Raw genomic sequence first — 16868 nt, 5'->3', positions numbered from 1 at the left:
TTAGTGGCAACCACATCCGCCGCCACCGCCACCGCAGCATCCGCCACCGCCATGTCCGTGATGATCATGTCCATGCCCATGTCCGCTTCCACAACCACAACTATGGCTTCCTGCTATAATGCCTGTAAGAAGCTCATCTTCACTTGCTGCTCTGGCATCTACTATATTTAAAGAAAAAAGCAAATCACGACCTGCATAAGGATGATTGTAATCAATAGTTACATCATTATCACTGATTTTTTTAACAGTTACGCGAACGGTTTCTCCGTTTTCACCCTCGCCAAAAAGCTCCATACCTATTTTTAAATCAATGCCTGCAAATTGCTCTTTTGGTAAAACTTGCACCGCATTTTCATCGTATTCGCCTAAACCTTTTTCTTTCTTAACTACGACATCAGCATTACTAGGGCAATCAAGCTTCATCACTTCTTCTTCTAAAGCTTCTAAAATTTGCCCTTTGCCTAAGATAAAAGAAATCGGTTGAGCATATAAATTTGATTCTAAAACTTCATTTGTATTTGCATCTTTTAGTTCATAAAACATTGAAACTACGCTATTTTTTTCTATAGCCATTTTTTCTCCTTGATATTATTTTCTATCGGGGGAAGCTTTTGCTTCCGGTGAATTAGGATAATTTGTCTTTAAAACCTTATAAAACCCATTAGCTGTTTTTGGATCTCCTATCTTATCAAGAGAAATCGCCGTGTGATATAAAAGCTTTGGAAAATAATCCCCTTTGGTGCTCAAAGCAGAGCTTTTTTTATAATAAGCAATAGCATTATTGTATTTCTTTTGCTTATACTCGATTTCTCCTAACCAAAAATTTGCCCTTGCAGGTTTGTATTGTTTTGATATGAGATAGTTTAACTTAATTTTGCTATTCTCATAAGAATTATTATTTAAATCTTTGATAGCCAAGTCTAAAATTTCGTTATTTTTTTTCTTTTTCCAAGAATCATCTATTTGTTTAACTTCTTTTTCTTGCACTGGAGCAACACTGGCATTGTTTTCATCGCTAGAAGTTATGTTTTTATCATCGATCGATAGAGGTACAACAACTGTATTTTTGATACTTAAATTCGTACTATTTAAGTCATCTTTAGACACATAATTTGCGTTAATAGAATCAACCAAAGAACTTAATTCGGTTAAAATTTTCTTAATTTGCTTATTGTTAGCATCTTGAATTTTTCTACTTTCTTCAACATAAGCTTTTAAATTTTGAAGTTCTGTGCTTAAATTATTTTCCATAGCTTCAAAACGGGTTTCAAGTTGCGTTAATCTAGAATTGGATTTGGCATACTGCGAATTTATACCCTCTAAAGTACTTTGCAATCCTTCAACTCTTTGTTCAATCTCATTAATTCTAGAATTTGCTTGAACATTATTATTGCTTAAAGTATCTAATTTTTCCTTGAGTAATTTTTCACTTGATGTTAAACCATAGGGGGAATTACTGGTTAAATCTCCTGCACCAAAAGCAGAGCTTTCTGCATAAAGTAAAGTAGCTCCGATAAGAGCTACTGAAAATATTTTTTTCATCAATTATCTTGATAGTTTAAATTCTGCACGACGATTTTGAGCATCGCAAGCTTTTGTTTTTTCTGTGCATACTGGATTTGTTTCACCATAGCTTTTAACAGCAATTCTGTCAGAATTTACACCTTGAGCAATTAAAGCTTCTTTAACTGCTTTTGCTCTTTTTAAACCTAAAGCTTGATTATACTCATCTGTTCCCCACTCATCGCAATTACCTTCAACAGTAATGCTTACGCCGCTTACTTCATTGTTGAAGATATTAGCATTTGTATTAACAACATTTTGCATATCTGGGCGGATATTAAATTTATCAAAATCAAAATATACTTTTCCTAAAGTATTATTAAGTTGAGAAATTTTTGAATCAATATCCCAACCATCACTACCACCTGTTCCGCGATTAGAATCTACACTTGTATCACCGCTTACGCTAGTGCTTTTTGTGCTACAACCACTGATAACCAATGCAAATGCTGCAATAGAACTAAAAAGAATTTTTTTCATTTATGACCTTTCAAAGTTAATAAATTGTTAGCATTATATCTAAAATTAATTAAATTTAACCAAAAATTACAAATTTTTACCAATCAATAGACTGAATTTTCCCAACTTTTAATGGAAAATAAAAAGTCTTGTTTGCATTAACACGAATAACACCTAAAGCACTCTGTGCTCCGAGATATTTGATAAAAACTATACTACCGCCATCACTTGAAAATCTAGGAAATAAATTCTTTCCATTTGCGGTAAATTGACGAATACCTGTGCTATTGATTGACATTAAATAAATATTAAAAACACCTACTTGATTTGGCTCACGACTAGAATATACTAAAAAATCTTTATAGGTTGAAACTGCAGAATTATTTTTACCATGAAAAACTGCTTGTTCGGCAGATCCATTATTGAGATTTTGTATAAAAATATTAGGATAACCCAAGCGATCGCTAACAAAAACAAATTTACTATCATCTACGCCTATAAAGTTTCCATTTACATCTATGCCTGAATAATTCGTAAGCTGAGTTAAATTTTTAGAATTTAAATCATACAAATAAACATCAGGTTGATCTTTTGGAGCCATAGTCACAAGTAACTTACTACCATCTAAACTTACATCGCTTGCTACAACCATACCTCCACTTGCTAAAATTTTACTTGCTTTATTAGTTCTTAAGTCATAGCGATAAAGCGTTGGTCTATCATGATCGTATGCGGTATAGTAAAAAATACTTTGCTCTTTATTTCCCCATTTAGGAAATAAATTCAATCCTCCATCAATGATTACTTTTTGATATGTTAAAGTATAATCAGCCATGATAATTTGACTTTTTTTAGAGCTTGAATTTCTGGCAATTAAAATTTTATGATCCATCCATTCAACAGGAGCAAGTCCTAATGCATTTACCGAAGCTTTTACGCTTTTGTGGGCCAAAAAAGGATACTGCTCTACACCATTTAAAGCATAGGTTTGACTTGATTTTTCCAAGCCTCCTGCTTTGATCTTAACATGCAAATTTAAAGCATTGCCATTTTTACTCAAATCGTATTCAAAAGTGTAATTTGCAGCTTCTGAACTTGCATCACTTACAACTTCAAAATTTGAACTTACTTTCAAGTCATTTACAATGATATTATAAAAACTACGCTTTAAATTAATATCACTTAAATTCGAATTGTCTTTAACAATGATTTTTGGTAAGACTACACCAGAATTTACGACATCAATCACAGGATCTTCTGCCCAAAGTATTCCTAAAAAAATTAAAAATACTGTTACAATTTTTTTCATTTTTACTCCTCAATTATTTTTGAATTTGCGCCTCATCTTTTAAATTCATAGTAATACTTATGCTTTTATTTTGAGGTGGATAGGCTATAAATTTACCTTTTTGGTTTTCTAAAAATTCGGCTACTTTTGCGTCGTATAAAGAATTTCCGCTTTTTTCGACTGAAGTATAACCAAAATTTCCATTTTCATCAATAAAAATTTTTACCTTAACTGAAATATTTTCACTATTAGGATGATATTGTCTCCATCTTTGGGTGATGGTGCGCACCACCTTTCCCAAAAACTCATCATAAATCCCTGTCTTTTGATTTTTAATACTTTCGCCTTGATTGATACTTTCTTCTTCAAGCAAACTATCGTTTAATTGCTTTACAAGCTCTGAAGCTTGAGTTTTTGAACTGCTTGTTGTTTCTGATTTAGCGCTTGATTGTATTTTAGTAGTTTTTTCTTCTTGTATCTCTTTGATACTACCAAAAAGCTCATTAAAATTGCTGGCTTTTTGATCCACATCTTCAGTTTTTACTGCTTTGTTTGTAGTTTGTGCAAAAAGTTTTTCAATATCAAGCTCTTGGGCAGGTTTTTGAATATCTTTAGGGGCGCTTTGCTCATTTACGACTTTTTTTGAGGGTTCCATAAGCTCTATGTCGATAAAACTATCTTGGATATCCGTATATTGGATTGCAGGTTGTATGTGGGTTACGAGTCTAAAAAAAATAAGAATTATAATAAAAACATAAACCGCAACAGCAAGCAAAAATGAATTTATCTTGCCTAGACCATATTCTTTCATAGCTTATTCTGTTTGCAAGGCGACTTTATTAAAGCCCAAATTTTTAATACTTTTTAAAACAAAAATAACATCATCGTATTTTAAACTCTTATCAGCCCTAATAAATACCGGTTCGTCGGTATTAAATTGTGCTTTTTTTTGCGCAAGATTATCTGCAAAGCTTACAAAACTATATTTTTCTTGATTTAAAAATATCTCTTTTTTAGCATTAATACTAACAATTAAGCTTTTAACACTAGGAGCACTTGTGGATTTTTGACTTCCTTGAGGAAGATTGATTTTTTCTTCATAAGTAATGCTTGGAGCTGTTACCATTAAAATAGCCAATAAAACAAGCATGATATCAACCAAAGGAGTTATATTAAGCTCTGGCTTCTCATCGTCAAATGGCATATCTTAAATCCTATTTGTTAGAACTAATAACTTTAATCTCACTATCAATTATACTTAAGAGCTCAAAAGCCTTTCTTTTAATAATAAGATGAAAAGTATAAGCAGGAATAGCAACCAAAATACCACAACCCGTAGCAACTAAAGCTTCACTGATCTTAGGTGCAATAATGCTTAAAGAATTTTGCGTCCCTAAACCACCAAAAGTCTCAAGTATAGAAATAACAGTCCCAAAAAGTCCTATAAATGGAGAGGTTGAAGCTACTATACTAAGCCAAGTAAGCCCATTGGATGCGCGACGACTTGCTAAATTTTTGTAAATCTCAAGATGTGATAAACTAGTATCTGTGCACTTTCTTAAAATAGAACGCGTTCTACTCAAATCTTTTTCTCCCAAGAGTAGAGCTTCTAAACTTTCTTTTTCTTTATTTTTCCAAGCTGCCAAATAAGTCATTCTTGAAAAAAGTATAAAAAAAGAAAGTATAAAATATAAGGAAAGCCAAGCTAAGACTATATAAGTAATTATGCTTGAACTTCCAAAAAACTGAAATATCGCTTCAAAATTCATCTACCTAACCTTTGCATTGTCAAGCTTTGAAAAGGTAGCAGCTAAAGCTGTATTGTCTGAACTCATAGATTTGATTAATTCTTTAGCGCTTTCAAGATTTTTTTCGATTTCGCTTTCGCTAGAACCTGAAATCCAAACCGCGCCCTTAGCCAAAACACTGATCTTATCTTCATCTACCTTAGCATGACCTGCATCAATTGCGATTAATTCATGATTTAAATCAGCTTTTTCTATATCAATTACACCAGATTTTAAAGATGAAACTAAAGCAGCATGTCCTTTAAGTACTCCAAATTCTCCTTCACTTCCTGGCAAGGTAACTGATTTTACCTCCCCTTGATAAATCACACCCATAGGTGTAACTATTTCAAAACTGATTAAATTGTCCATAAATTAACCTTTCAGTTTATCTGCTTTTGCAATAGCTTCGTCAATATTACCCACCATATAGAAAGCATTTTCTGGCAAGTGATCGTATTTACCTTCTAAAATTCCCTTAAAGCCTGCAATGGTTTCCTCAAGAGAAATATATTTTCCAGGGCTACCCGTAAATACTTCTGCAACGAAGAATGGTTGTGATAAGAATTTTTCAATTTTTCTTGCTCTTTCAACGATCAATTTATCTTCTTCGCTTAATTCATCCATACCCAAAATTGCAATGATATCTTGCAAATCTTTATATTTTTGAAGTACAGATTGAACACCACGCGCAACTTTATAGTGCTCTTCGCCAATAATTTGAGGATCAAGCATTCTTGAAGTTGAGTCAAGTGGATCAACCGCAGGATAAATACCTTTTTCAGCAATAGATCTATTTAAAACAGTTGTAGCATCTAAGTGAGCAAAAACAGTCGCAGGTGCAGGGTCTGTTAAGTCATCTGCTGGAACATAAACTGCTTGAACTGAAGTAATTGATCCCTTTTTAGTTGAAGTGATTCTTTCTTGGAATTTACCCATTTCACTTGCTAGAGTTGGTTGATAACCCACAGCTGAAGGAATTCTTCCTAAAAGCGCAGACATTTCAGAGCCTGATTGTGAAAATCTAAAGATATTATCAATAAACATCAAAACATCAAGACCCATTTCGTCTCTAAAATACTCAGCCATAGTAAGACCTGTTAAAGCAATACGGTTTCTTGCCCCTGGTGGTTCATTCATTTGTCCATAACATAAGGCAACTTTATCCAAAACATTACTTTCTTTCATCTCATTATAAAGGTCATTTCCTTCACGAGTTCTCTCGCCAACACCCGCAAATACTGAATAACCGCTATGCTTAAATGCAACATTGTGAATAAGCTCCATAATAATAACTGTTTTACCAACGCCAGCACCACCAAAAAGCCCTACTTTACCACCTTTTGCATAAGGAGCAAGCAAATCCACAACTTTAATCCCTGTTTCAAAAATTTCACTTTTTGTACTTTGATCTTCAAATGCAGGAGGATCTCTATGAATTGCCCATTTTTTATCAAAAGCAACTTCTTCACCCTCGTCGATCAAATCTCCCGTAACATTAAAAATTCTTCCTAAAACTTTTTCACCCACAGGAACACTAATAGGAGCACCCAAAGCTTCTGCTTTAAGTCCTCTTACCAAGCCATCTGTCATATCCATAGCAATAGTTCTAACTCTATTATCGCCCAAGTGTGCTGCTACTTCTAAAACAAGTTTTTGTTTTTTGCCTTCACTTTCAAAATTTACAACAATGGCTTCATTAATTTGAGGCAAATAGTCGTTAAAATCTACATCAACAACTGGACCTAATACTTGTGAAATAAATCCTTGCATTATTTATACTCTCCTTAAAAATTTTACTATTTCATTGACTCAACACCACTGATAATTTCAATAAGTTCAGTAGTGATAGATTCTTGTCTTGCTTTATTGTAAGCTAAATTAAGCTGTTTAACCCTAGCTTTTGCATTATTGGTGGCATTATCCATAGCCTGCATTCTCGCACTATGTTCTGCAGCCAAAGAATCAATTAATGCATAATACATATTGTATTCAAAATATGTTTTCATCAAATCTCCCAAGAGATCTGTATCTTCAGGTTCAAGTTCTAAAAGCGAATTCGAGTTTCCTTCGATTTGCTTTGGCTCTACTGGGATTAGATGAGAAATTTTTAATTCTTGTGTGATCATATTTTTATATCCATTATGCACTAGAACAACTTCATCTGTTATTCCATTTAAATAATCATCTACAGCAGCTTGAATAACAGAGCAAGCTTTATCATAATCAGGACTTGAGCTCAAGCCAAGATATTTTTCTAAAAGCTCTATTTTTTGAAAATTAAAATACTCAATTCCTGTTTTTCCAATAGCTCTTAAGCGAACATTGATATTTTTTTCTTCATATTCTTTTAAAAGTTCACTTACAGCCTTTAGGGTTTTGATATTAAAACCGCCACAAAGTCCTTTATCTGCTGTTATAAAGATCAGATCTACATTTTTGATTTGATTTTTCTTATGAAATAAAACAAATCTTGAATCCTCTTCATTGTGAACAATCTTATTGACTTGAAAAGAAATTTCACTTAAAATCTCATCGATTTTTTGCGCATAAACTCTAGATCTTTTTGCTGCTTCTTCTGCCTTTTTTAATTTGGCAGTAGAAACAAGCTTCATCGCATTGGTTGTTTTTTGCGTATTATGGACGCTTTTTATTTTTCTTTTAATTTCTTTTAAATTAGACATAAAAGAACCTTATAAATGGTTTGCTTTAAACTCGTTTATTGCTTTAGCTAATTTCTCTTCTAACTCTGCATCTAAAGCTTTTTTCGAACGAATTTGCTCAAAAAGATCTGGATGTTTTGCTTCTATAAATAGATAAATTCCATCTTCAAATTCTCTGATTTTTGAAACAGCTACATCATCCAAATAACCTTTTGTTCCCGCAAAAATTAAAACCACTTGTTTTTCAACACTAAGTGGAGAATAAGGAGGTTGTTTTAACAATTCAACCATTCTTTGTCCGCGCTCTAGTTGTTTTCTACTTGCCTCATCCAAATCACTTGCAAATTGAGCAAAAGCTTGGAGTTCTCTATATTGCGCAAGATCAAGTCTTAGAGTTCCTGAAACTTGTTTAGTTGCTTTAATTTGAGCCGCACCACCCACACGAGAAACCGATAGACCCACATTGATAGCTGGACGAATTCCTGAGTTAAATAAATCAGTTTCTAAGAAAATTTGTCCATCAGTGATCGAAATAACATTGGTTGGAATATAAGCTGAAACATCGCCCGCTTGAGTTTCGATGATTGGTAAAGCTGTTAAAGAACCCGCACCTAACTCATCATTTAATTTACTAGCTCTTTCTAAAAGTCTTGAGTGAAGATAGAAAACATCGCCAGGATAAGCCTCGCGACCTGGAGGACGGCGTAAAATCAAAGACATTTCACGATAAGCCACAGCATGCTTACTCAAATCATCATAAACAATTAAAGCGTGTTTTGCATTATCTCTAAAAAACTCACCCATAGTTACGCCTGTGTAAGGTGCTAGGTATTGAAGTGCTGCTGGATCTGAAGCACCCGCATTTACAACTATAGTATAATCCATAGCTCCATGCTCTTCAAGTCTTTTTACAACTTGAGCCACTGTACTTTGCTTTTGTCCTATAGCTACATAAATACAAACTACTCCTTGTCCTTTTTGAGAAATGATAGTATCTACAGCTACAGTAGTTTTACCTGTTTGTCTATCGCCTATGATGAGCTCTCTTTGGCCACGACCAATTGGCACCAATGCATCTATAGCTTTAATCCCTGTATGTAAAGGTTCATGTACACTTTTTCTAGCCATGATACCTTTAGCTTTTTCTTCTACAAATCTAAATTCATTACTATTGATAACACCTTTAGCGTCAATTGGTTCACCAAGTGCATTCACCACACGACCAATAAGAGCTTCCCCTACTGGAACTTTAAGAAGTTTTTTAAGGCGTTTTACAGAAGTGCCTTCTTTTAAGCCTTCTCCTTTTCCAAGTATAACTATACCCACGCTACTTTCTTCAAGGTTTAATGCCATACCTTTATCGCCATTGTCAAATTCTACCATTTCACCGGCCATAATATTTTTAAGACCATAAACCTTAGCCACACCATCAGCTACTGAAATAATTTTTCCTGTTTCTTCAATCTCTAAATTTAAATCAAAATTTTCGATTCTTTCTTTTATGATAGAACTGATTTCATCAGCTTTAAATTTCATTACACATTCTCCTTAAATAATTTTGAGTATATATTCGCTCATCTTGTTTTGAAGAGCTTTCATTGAAAAAGAAATTTCATAACCTAATTCTTCTAGTGAAATTTTCACACCTTCATTTAAACCTGCTTTATTTTGTAGTTTAATTTTAACACCAAACTTAGCACTAAGTCTATTTTCAAGCTCTTTGATATTATCTTCGCTTAATACTTCTTTAGAGTAAACAGTCCCTAAAAAAATATTTTCTTTAAAAGATTTTTGTCTTTCAAGCTCTTTAGCAATTTGAGGAATGCAAGAAAGTCTTGAATTTTCTGCTAATAGTTTTAAAAAGTTGTTAAAACTAGGACTAGCTTTTTCTATTAAAGAAATAACAAATTCTAATTTTTTTTCTTTTTGAATTTGATTTGATTCTATAATATTTTTAAATTTAGGTAGGGCAAAAGCTGAGCTTAAAATAGACAAATTATCATAAAATTCTGAAATATCTGCTCTTAAAGTTATAGCTTTTGCGTATCTTTTGGCTATTAAATCATTCATTAAGACACCTTCTTCATCATAATATCAATGATTTCATTCTGTTTTAAAGCAATATTTGAATCTTCAAAAATCTCTTTAAGAGTTAAAGACACAACTTCTTTTTCCATTTTTCTAAATTCATAGCTTTTTTGTTCTTCAAAATGTTTTTCAAGTAAAGCGAGCTCATTTTGAGTTTCTTCTTTAATTTTTTGAGCAAGCACCTCTGCTTCTTTTTTTGCTACAACTAAAGCTGCTGCTGCATTTGCTTTAGCTTCTTCAAGCTTTTTCATTGTGTCAAGTTTTTTTGCTTTACTTTCCAAAAGCTTCTTTTGAATTTCATCTAATTTTAAAGAAATTCTTAAAATTCGATTTTTATAAAAAGCTTTAAAAGGATTTGCTATAAAATAATACAATATGGCTATAAAAATTAAGAAATTTATTGTTCTTGGAACAATATCATACTCTCCACTACCATTAGATGCACCAAAGGCACATAAAGGCAGTAAAAAAATAAAGTAAAATAGCTTTTTCATCTTTCTCCTTATTAGTGCTGTTTAATATTATTTTGCAAAGCTTGTTTAAGGTCAGGCAAATGTGCTGACAAATGGTCTTGAAGTTCTTTTTTTTGAGATATTAATTCGGTATAGAAGTTAGCCATTTTACGCTCTAGTTCTTCCTTTTTAGCTTTTATAGCTTGTTGAGCTTCCTCTTTAGCTGCATTGATGGCATTTTGTTTGATTTTATGGATTTCTTCTCTTGTGCTCACATGAATTGCTTCAACCTCATCGTTGGCTCCTAGCATTTCTTGTGAATTTTCTTTGACTTTATTTTCGTCATTTTTTATAGAATCATTTCTTTCATCCATAAATTTCAAAAGGGGCTTATATAGCATAGTGTTTAAAATCACTATCATAGCTAAAAAAATAGCCATAGTAGCAAGCATTATGGAAGGATGCATATCTTCAAACATAGATCTCCTTTGGGATATTATAAGTCTTTTATTGTAACAAATAAAAACTAAGACTTTGTTAAATTTTGTTAAGAATTTCAGTCAGTTTTTTAATTTTATCAATATTATCTAAACGAATAATGAGTTCTTTTTTATTATTTTTACACATAAAACCGATTTTATTTAAAATTTGTTTTAAATTTTGCATCGAGCTTTCAAATTCTTCATCTTCTATATTTTCTTTGTTTTTAACTTTTTGAACAAGTCTTTCTGTATCTCTTACGCTAAGTTTTTGTCCCAAAATGCTATCTACAAGCACTTTTTCATCTTCTTTATCTAAACCTACTAAAACCTTAGCATGACCTTGTGAAATCTTACCACTTGCTATGAGTTCTTGAGTTTTAGAATCCAAATTTAAAAGCCTTAAAGTATTTGTGATTTGCGTTCTGCTTTTATGAATGAGTTCGGCTAAATTTTCTTGAGTAATATTATAAACTTCTATTAAATCCTTATAAGAATTTGCAAGTTCGATAGGATTTAAATTTTCCCTTTGGATATTTTCTATGAGTGCTAATTCTCTAAGCTTGCTCTCATCACTATCCGATACAAAGGCTAGTATATTTTCCTCTCCTAAAATTTGAGTAGCTCTAAGCCTTCTTTCGCCAGCTACCAAAATAAAACTATCGTTTTTTTTAAGTACAATTATGGGTTGTATTAATCCATGCTCTTTTATAGAATTTGCAAGTTCATTTAAAGCCACTTCGTCAAAAGTTTTTCTTGGTTGAAAAGGATTTGGAGTGATTTTTGAAATTTCAATAAGACTTACTTGATTTTTATCAAGACCTAATTCTCTACTATAAACCTCTCCTACATCTCCCATTAAGGTGCTTAAGCCTCTATTTTTATTAAGACCCATTGTTTTATCCTAAAATCGAATATGCTAAATTTTGATAAGCCAAAGAACCAGGAGATTTTATATCATAAAGTATGATAGGCTTTCCAAAGCTTGGGCTTTCAGCTAATTTTACATTGCGAGGTATAACGATAAAATCATCTTCATTGCCATTAATAGTAAAAAGCTGCTTTTTAAAATTCTGCTTTAAATCCTCCACAACATCTTTAGAAAGATTATTTTGTGAGCTATACATAGTCGGCAAAAATCCTCGCACTTTTAATTTAGGATTGATAGTTTTTTTAATAATTTTAATCGTATTTAAAACCATCGCCACACCTTCAAGCGCATAAAACTCACATTGTATAGGTATGATAACACTATCACTAGCAACAAAAGCATTGATAGTGATACTTCCAAGTGCAGGCGGAGAATCGATGATGATAAAATCATACTCATCAAGCACTTCTTGAATTTGGTTTTTAAGTATCATTTTTTTTTCGTTGTTTTCACCCTTGGCAAGTTCTTGTTCGATACCTACAAGACCTATATTTGAAGGAGCTAAATGAAGTTGAGGCAATTCTGTTTTTAAAATAATATCGGAAAGTTTTTTTCTACCTATAAAAACATGGTAAATATTGTATTCATAATTGTTACGATTAAAACCCAAACCTGTTGTAGCATTTGCTTGTGGATCCACATCAATTAAAAGAACTTTTTTTTCGGCCACTGCTAAAGATGCTGCCAAATTCACAGCTGTTGTGGTTTTACCTACTCCACCTTTTTGATTTGCTATAGTAATAATCTCACTCATCTTAAACTATACACCCTTTTATCGCCTAGTAAAATTGATCCATCCTCATATAAAAAAGCATTTTCAAGTGAAAATACCTTACCTTCATAATGGACACTAAATTGTCTTGATTTTTCAAATTCTAACATATACTTGCTAAAAATATGCTTCCATAAAAATTTTTTCTCTAGTCTTTGCAAAAACTTCTCTATCAAATCTTCAAGTGAAATTTCAACATCACACAAAGCAGCATCATGAGGAGCAAATTTTAAATTTAAACCCATACCACCTACTATAAAATCTGAAATTTTTGTGCTTATTATCCCTCCTACTTTTTTATCATCTAAGTATAAATCATTGGGCCATTTAAGCCAAATTCTAGAACCTTTTTCTTGTAAAATTTCCTTTAACAAATAAGCAAAATAAATACTCACAGAAGCCAAAGGCAAATCGCTGGGTAAATCGCTTTCTTTGATGCAAAAAGAAAGATGTAAATTTCCACTAGAGCTTTGCCATAAATTTTCTCTACTACCTACGCCTTTTGTTTGATTTAAGGCATAAAGGGCAAAATTTTCATTGATTTTACCACTTCGAATTTGTTCGCATAAAAAAAGATGGGTAGAATCAATACTTTCAACACAAGCTATCTGCACTTTTAAGCCTTTTTCCATTTAAATAAGTCCTACCATCAAGAGCCTTTTTTCCGCTTTCTTGAAGCTTTTTAATGCGTAAAATTCCTTGTTTGCAAGCAAGCAAAAAGCTTTCTTTTTCGAGTTCTAAAATTTCACCCATTTTAGCATTTTGCTTCAACTCATCCACAAGCTCAAGTTCTATAAATTTCAAACCATTTTCTAAAAAAACCCCGGGCCAAGGTGTAAAAGCTAGATATTTTTGATAAATTTCTCTTGCATTATCTAAACTCACAAGCCCATCTTCTTTTTTGATCTTTTTACAATGTGTAGCTAAGCTTTCATCTTGTTTTTTTGGAAGGAGTTTTTCGTAATTTAAAAGAGTAGAAAGGATAAGCTTTGCTGCTAAATTTGCTAAAATTTCAAAAACTTCATTTACATTTTTATCTCTTATATCGCATTCTACGCTCTCAAGCACAGCTCCTGTATCTAGTCCTTCTTCCATAAGCATCGTGCAAACCCCGCTTTTTTCATCAGCATTTAAAATCGCGCTTTGTATTGGACTAGCGCCTCGGTATTTAGGCAAAAGCGAAGCGTGTAGATTGATACAAGGAGCTATATCTAAAATAGCCTTAGGTAAAATTTTTCCATAAGCAGCAACTACTATAAAATCAGGCTTCAAAGCACAAATTTGCTCTATAACGCTCTCATCCTTTAAAGAATTTGGGATAAAAATAGGAATTTGTGGAGCTTTTTGAAGCAAAAATGCTTTAGTATCACTTGGTGTTAAAATCTGCTTTCTACCCACAGCTTTATCAGGCTGAGTAAAAAGCGCTAAAAGCTCAAAATTTTCATCTTCTAAAAGAGCTTTTAAAATACAAGTTGCATAGCTTGGTGTGCCCATAAAAATAATTTTTTTCATCATTTCGCTTTATATAAAATTCAAGGTTTTGATTATAACAAATTTGGTTTTAAAGCTAACTCAATCCAGTCAAAACGGGGTGCATCTTTATAAAAATTTTGTAAGGTTAAATGCGGAAATTGCCGAATTTTTTAAGGGAATTTAGGCCTTAAGATCTGTTTTAAAGAAATTTTGTGTAAATTCTTTTTGCAAATCTTGTTTTTGATGATCTTGGTAATTGTGTGTGATTCTTTGCTGATTTTTAAGTTTTAAAAGTTTTTCTTTTGTAATATTGGGATTGTTTTGTATCAAAGCTCTAAATTCAGGAAATTCATTAAGCAATTGCTCTTTTTCATTTTCTAAATCATTACTTGGTAAAATTCTTGGTTCTTCAATCACTATATTTAAAAAACCAGAAGCAGAAGTTCCACTCGTCGCTCTAAAAGGATTATCATAGCAAGCCTTAACCTCATTTAATGTTTTGCCTGCATACGAATGCCAAATTTCACTTGTAGGATCGACAACTAAATGAATTTTCTTGGCTTTATCGCTATCATCTAAAATATCATTTAAAGCATCTATAGCCTAATTCGTATAGCCTTGCACATCCGTACCGCCTTTAGCAGAATACTCAAGCCTCGTAATAATCCCATCAAAATTTCTATCACTTTTTATACTTTCATCCATAAGTGCTTCTATACTTAAGCTTTTATCGCTAATTGTATTTTCAACATAGCCTGTTGTACTTTGAGCCATTCTTAAAACAACTGCCCCAAAATTCTTACTTAAATCTTGATTTTTTGCGACATCTTCTACTGAATTTTTTAAAGATAAATGCTCGTTATTTTCTATTCTGCCGTTTTTATCCCTATCAGCATTTAAAAAATTTCTATTTATCATAATATCTTTATACCAGCCTTCTACAAAGGCGGCTGCTTTTCCGCTTAAGCCTATATTTCCATTAGAAAGTTTTAAAAAATCATTTGCGCTAAAATGATTTGTCAAAAGTTCCATGCTTTCATTGCTTAAATTCAAAGAAATTTCTTTATCATCACTAAAAAATACACGGAATTTTTTGTATTATTATCGGTATTAAAATCCGCGACATTTCTTTTTATATTTTCACTTTTAGAAGCTGAAAATACAGCTTCATTTTTAGTAGAATAAAAAGTATCTACAGCATTTACTAAAATAGACATTAATAATACTCCACACAAACAGGTTCACCATTTACTCTAACATTAGGTAAAGCCTGGCAAGCATACTCACCATTAGGCACTAAATTAGGATTGCAGCTATCTGGATTAATTAAATTTTGCAAAGAGCAAGCATAAGGATCGTATGCAAAAGTAGCCAACTGAAAGAAGTATTTTTACTGACTTTTTCATCATTTCTCCTTAATATTATGAATTATGCGCATAATTTATTTTACTCTTCAAAACTTAAGGAAAAATAAAAATTTATAATCACTCAAATAAAGTTCCACCTATTTGTTTATCTTCTAGCAAAAATGCCTTTGCAACACTTAAATCAAAACCACTTGCTAAAAACATTTTTTTATCATTTTCCAATAAAAATTTAGCTGCTTTTAGCTTAGTAACTATACCGCCTGTTCCGTGTTCGCTTCCTGTTTTAACACTTACATTAAGCCATTCTTCTTTGATAAACTTAACCCTTTCCAAACGCTTTGCATCGCTAAATTCACTAGGATTTTTATCATAAAAACCATCAATATCACTCAAAATCACAAGCAAATCAGCTTCAAAAAAATGCGTCGCATAAGCACTTAAGCTATCATTATCACCAAAAACAATCTCCTCAATAGCTGTAGCATCATTTTCATTGATAATAGGCAAAATTCCTAAATCAATCATCGCATCAATAGCATTTTTAGCATGCTTAGTCGCCTTTCTTGAATCAAAATCTTTTCCTGTAAGCAAAATTTGCCCACCCATTTTGCCAAATTTGGCTAAAAATTCATTATAAACACTGATTAAAAAAGGTTGTCCTATCGCAGCTAAAACTTGTTTGTTGATTAAATTTTTTCTATCTATATGAAGCTTGGTACATCCAGCTGAAATAGCAGCTGAAGTAACTAAAATAACTTCATATTTTTGCATTAATTTGGCCAAAAAAGCCACCAAATTCTCAAAGCGCTTTAAATTTAAAAGATTCTCATCGCTGATCACATGAGAGCCTACTTTTACAACTATTCTTTGCATACTTTTCTCTTTAATTTTATATGATATTGAAATTTTAAATTAAAAATTCATTTTATAAACTTAAAAAATTTTATCAAATTTTTTAATAAAAATGATTAATTTTCTAAAAATCGAAATAAAATTTAAAATAAAATGAAATTTTTATTTTGTAAAGAAAAAGACGATTGCACTAATTTAAGGGAGATATAATTTTAAATTGTGGTGCGGATGAAAGGACTTGAACCTTCACGCATTGCTGCACCAGATCCTAAGTCTGGCGTGTCTGCCAATTTCACCACATCCGCTAGTATGGTACGCTCAAGAGGATTCGAACCTCTGACCTACGGCTTAGAAGGCCGTTGCTCTATCCAGCTGAGCTATGAACGCATATAAAAATTTGGTGGTGCGCCCGATAGGAATTGAACCCATAACCTACAGATCCGAAGTCTGTTGCTCTATCCAGTTGAGCTACGAACGCTTAGTGGGGTGAGTGATGGGAATTGAACCCACGACCCTCAGGACCACAATCTGATGCTCTAACCGACTGAGCTACACTCACCATTTTGTATAAATTTATAAAAAATGGTCGGGGTGAAAGGATTCGAACCTTCGGCCCCTTGGTCCCAAACCAAGTGCGCTAACCAGACTGCGCTACACCCCGAATAAATAAAAGGAAATATTTTATCACAAAATA

Annotated in this window: 21 protein-coding genes, 5 tRNA genes and 1 pseudogene; all 27 read right to left on the bottom strand. The window is 32.4% G+C overall.

All coding sequences use genetic code 11. The features are described from left to right. Nucleotides 1–573, bottom strand: a complete 573-nt coding sequence (locus BGS43_RS05695; RefSeq protein ID WP_002825013.1) for an FKBP-type peptidyl-prolyl cis-trans isomerase — start codon at nt 571–573, stop codon at nt 1–3. A gap of 15 nt (nt 574–588) precedes the next feature. Continuing rightward, nucleotides 589–1542 (bottom strand): tetratricopeptide repeat protein, encoded by a 954-nt coding sequence (locus tag BGS43_RS05690; RefSeq protein ID WP_025399328.1) that lies wholly within the window; start codon nt 1540–1542, stop codon nt 589–591. 3 nt (nt 1543–1545) lie between these two features. Beyond that, nucleotides 1546–2043 carry a peptidoglycan-associated lipoprotein Pal gene (gene pal / locus BGS43_RS05685; protein ID WP_002825017.1) on the bottom strand — a complete coding sequence of 166 codons (498 nt, stop codon included), beginning with the start codon at nt 2041–2043 and terminating at the stop codon, nt 1546–1548. A gap of 76 nt (nt 2044–2119) precedes the next feature. Next, complete coding sequence (gene tolB, locus BGS43_RS05680) at nt 2120–3331, bottom strand: Tol-Pal system protein TolB (RefSeq protein WP_002782359.1); 1212 nt, start codon at nt 3329–3331, stop codon at nt 2120–2122. Nucleotides 3332–3344: 13 nt separating this feature from the next. Continuing rightward, nucleotides 3345–4121, bottom strand: a complete 777-nt coding sequence (locus BGS43_RS05675) for a TonB C-terminal domain-containing protein (RefSeq protein ID WP_002786249.1) — start codon at nt 4119–4121, stop codon at nt 3345–3347. Between the two features lie 3 nt (nt 4122–4124). Further along, complete coding sequence (locus BGS43_RS05670) at nt 4125–4514, bottom strand: ExbD/TolR family protein (protein ID WP_002782354.1); 390 nt, start codon at nt 4512–4514, stop codon at nt 4125–4127. Between the two features lie 10 nt (nt 4515–4524). Further along, a complete protein-coding gene (locus BGS43_RS05665; RefSeq protein WP_002785044.1) occupies nt 4525–5079 on the bottom strand; it encodes a MotA/TolQ/ExbB proton channel family protein in 555 nt (184 codons plus the stop codon). Then, nucleotides 5080–5469: an ATP synthase F1 subunit epsilon gene (atpC, locus tag BGS43_RS05660; protein WP_002779395.1), complete on the bottom strand. Its 390-nt coding sequence runs from the start codon at nt 5467–5469 to the stop codon at nt 5080–5082. A gap of 3 nt (nt 5470–5472) precedes the next feature. Further along, nucleotides 5473–6870 (bottom strand): F0F1 ATP synthase subunit beta, encoded by a 1398-nt coding sequence (atpD, locus tag BGS43_RS05655; protein ID WP_002785043.1) that lies wholly within the window; start codon nt 6868–6870, stop codon nt 5473–5475. A gap of 26 nt (nt 6871–6896) precedes the next feature. After that, nucleotides 6897–7781 carry an ATP synthase F1 subunit gamma gene (gene atpG, locus BGS43_RS05650; protein WP_002779397.1) on the bottom strand — a complete coding sequence of 295 codons (885 nt, stop codon included), beginning with the start codon at nt 7779–7781 and terminating at the stop codon, nt 6897–6899. A 9-nt stretch (nt 7782–7790) separates the two neighbouring features. After that, the gene (gene atpA, locus BGS43_RS05645) at nt 7791–9296 is read right to left on the bottom strand and encodes a F0F1 ATP synthase subunit alpha (protein WP_002825020.1); all 1506 of its coding nucleotides are present in this window, start codon (nt 9294–9296) and stop codon (nt 7791–7793) included. Between the two features lie 12 nt (nt 9297–9308). Further along, nucleotides 9309–9830, bottom strand: coding sequence for a F0F1 ATP synthase subunit delta (locus BGS43_RS05640; protein WP_002825021.1), 522 nt, complete (start codon nt 9828–9830; stop codon nt 9309–9311). Then, nucleotides 9830–10342, bottom strand: coding sequence for a F0F1 ATP synthase subunit B (locus BGS43_RS05635; protein ID WP_025399330.1), 513 nt, complete (start codon nt 10340–10342; stop codon nt 9830–9832). The genes BGS43_RS05640 and BGS43_RS05635 overlap by 1 nt, the downstream gene beginning before the upstream one ends. 11 nt (nt 10343–10353) lie before the next feature. Then, nucleotides 10354–10779, bottom strand: coding sequence for a FoF1 ATP synthase subunit B' (locus BGS43_RS05630; RefSeq protein WP_002825023.1), 426 nt, complete (start codon nt 10777–10779; stop codon nt 10354–10356). Nucleotides 10780–10837: 58 nt separating this feature from the next. Beyond that, complete coding sequence (locus tag BGS43_RS05625) at nt 10838–11674, bottom strand: ParB/RepB/Spo0J family partition protein (RefSeq protein WP_002825024.1); 837 nt, start codon at nt 11672–11674, stop codon at nt 10838–10840. A 4-nt stretch (nt 11675–11678) separates the two neighbouring features. Then, a complete protein-coding gene (locus tag BGS43_RS05620) occupies nt 11679–12464 on the bottom strand; it encodes a ParA family protein (RefSeq protein ID WP_002779403.1) in 786 nt (261 codons plus the stop codon). Next, nucleotides 12461–13114: a biotin--[acetyl-CoA-carboxylase] ligase gene (locus tag BGS43_RS05615; RefSeq protein ID WP_038837297.1), complete on the bottom strand. Its 654-nt coding sequence runs from the start codon at nt 13112–13114 to the stop codon at nt 12461–12463. The genes BGS43_RS05620 and BGS43_RS05615 overlap by 4 nt, the downstream gene beginning before the upstream one ends. Then, complete coding sequence (fmt, locus tag BGS43_RS05610; protein ID WP_096569150.1) at nt 13077–13994, bottom strand: methionyl-tRNA formyltransferase; 918 nt, start codon at nt 13992–13994, stop codon at nt 13077–13079. Before fmt ends, BGS43_RS05615 begins: the two co-directional genes overlap by 38 nt. A 141-nt stretch (nt 13995–14135) precedes the next feature. Next, entirely contained in the window at nt 14136–14372 is a 237-nt protein-coding gene (locus tag BGS43_RS05605; protein ID WP_002812164.1) for a hypothetical protein, read from the bottom strand. A 106-nt stretch (nt 14373–14478) separates the two neighbouring features. Continuing rightward, a pseudogene (locus BGS43_RS05600) lies at nt 14479–15172 on the bottom strand (hypothetical protein). Then, entirely contained in the window at nt 15172–15330 is a 159-nt protein-coding gene (locus BGS43_RS05595) for a hypothetical protein (protein WP_228775955.1), read from the bottom strand. Before BGS43_RS05595 ends, BGS43_RS05600 begins: the two are co-directional and overlap by 1 nt. Nucleotides 15331–15439: 109 nt before the next feature. Continuing rightward, on the bottom strand, nt 15440–16195 hold the full coding sequence (gene proB, locus BGS43_RS05590) for a glutamate 5-kinase (protein WP_096569147.1): 756 nt from the start codon (nt 16193–16195) through the stop codon (nt 15440–15442). Between the two features lie 199 nt (nt 16196–16394). After that, a tRNA-Leu gene (locus BGS43_RS05585) sits at nt 16395–16479 on the bottom strand. A 5-nt stretch (nt 16480–16484) separates the two neighbouring features. Beyond that, a tRNA-Arg gene (locus BGS43_RS05580) sits at nt 16485–16561 on the bottom strand. A 14-nt stretch (nt 16562–16575) separates the two neighbouring features. After that, nucleotides 16576–16652 (bottom strand) — tRNA-Arg (locus tag BGS43_RS05575). Between the two features lie 4 nt (nt 16653–16656). Then, nucleotides 16657–16733, bottom strand: a tRNA-His gene (locus BGS43_RS05570). Nucleotides 16734–16757: 24 nt separating this feature from the next. Then, a tRNA-Pro gene (locus BGS43_RS05565) sits at nt 16758–16835 on the bottom strand. Between the last annotated feature and the right edge of the window lie 33 nt (nt 16836–16868).

The organism is Campylobacter sp. 110, assembly GCF_002383965.1.
Classification (GTDB): Bacteria; Campylobacterota; Campylobacteria; order Campylobacterales; family Campylobacteraceae; genus Campylobacter_D; species Campylobacter_D coli.
This window is presented reverse-complemented; position numbering and strand designations above follow the sequence as displayed.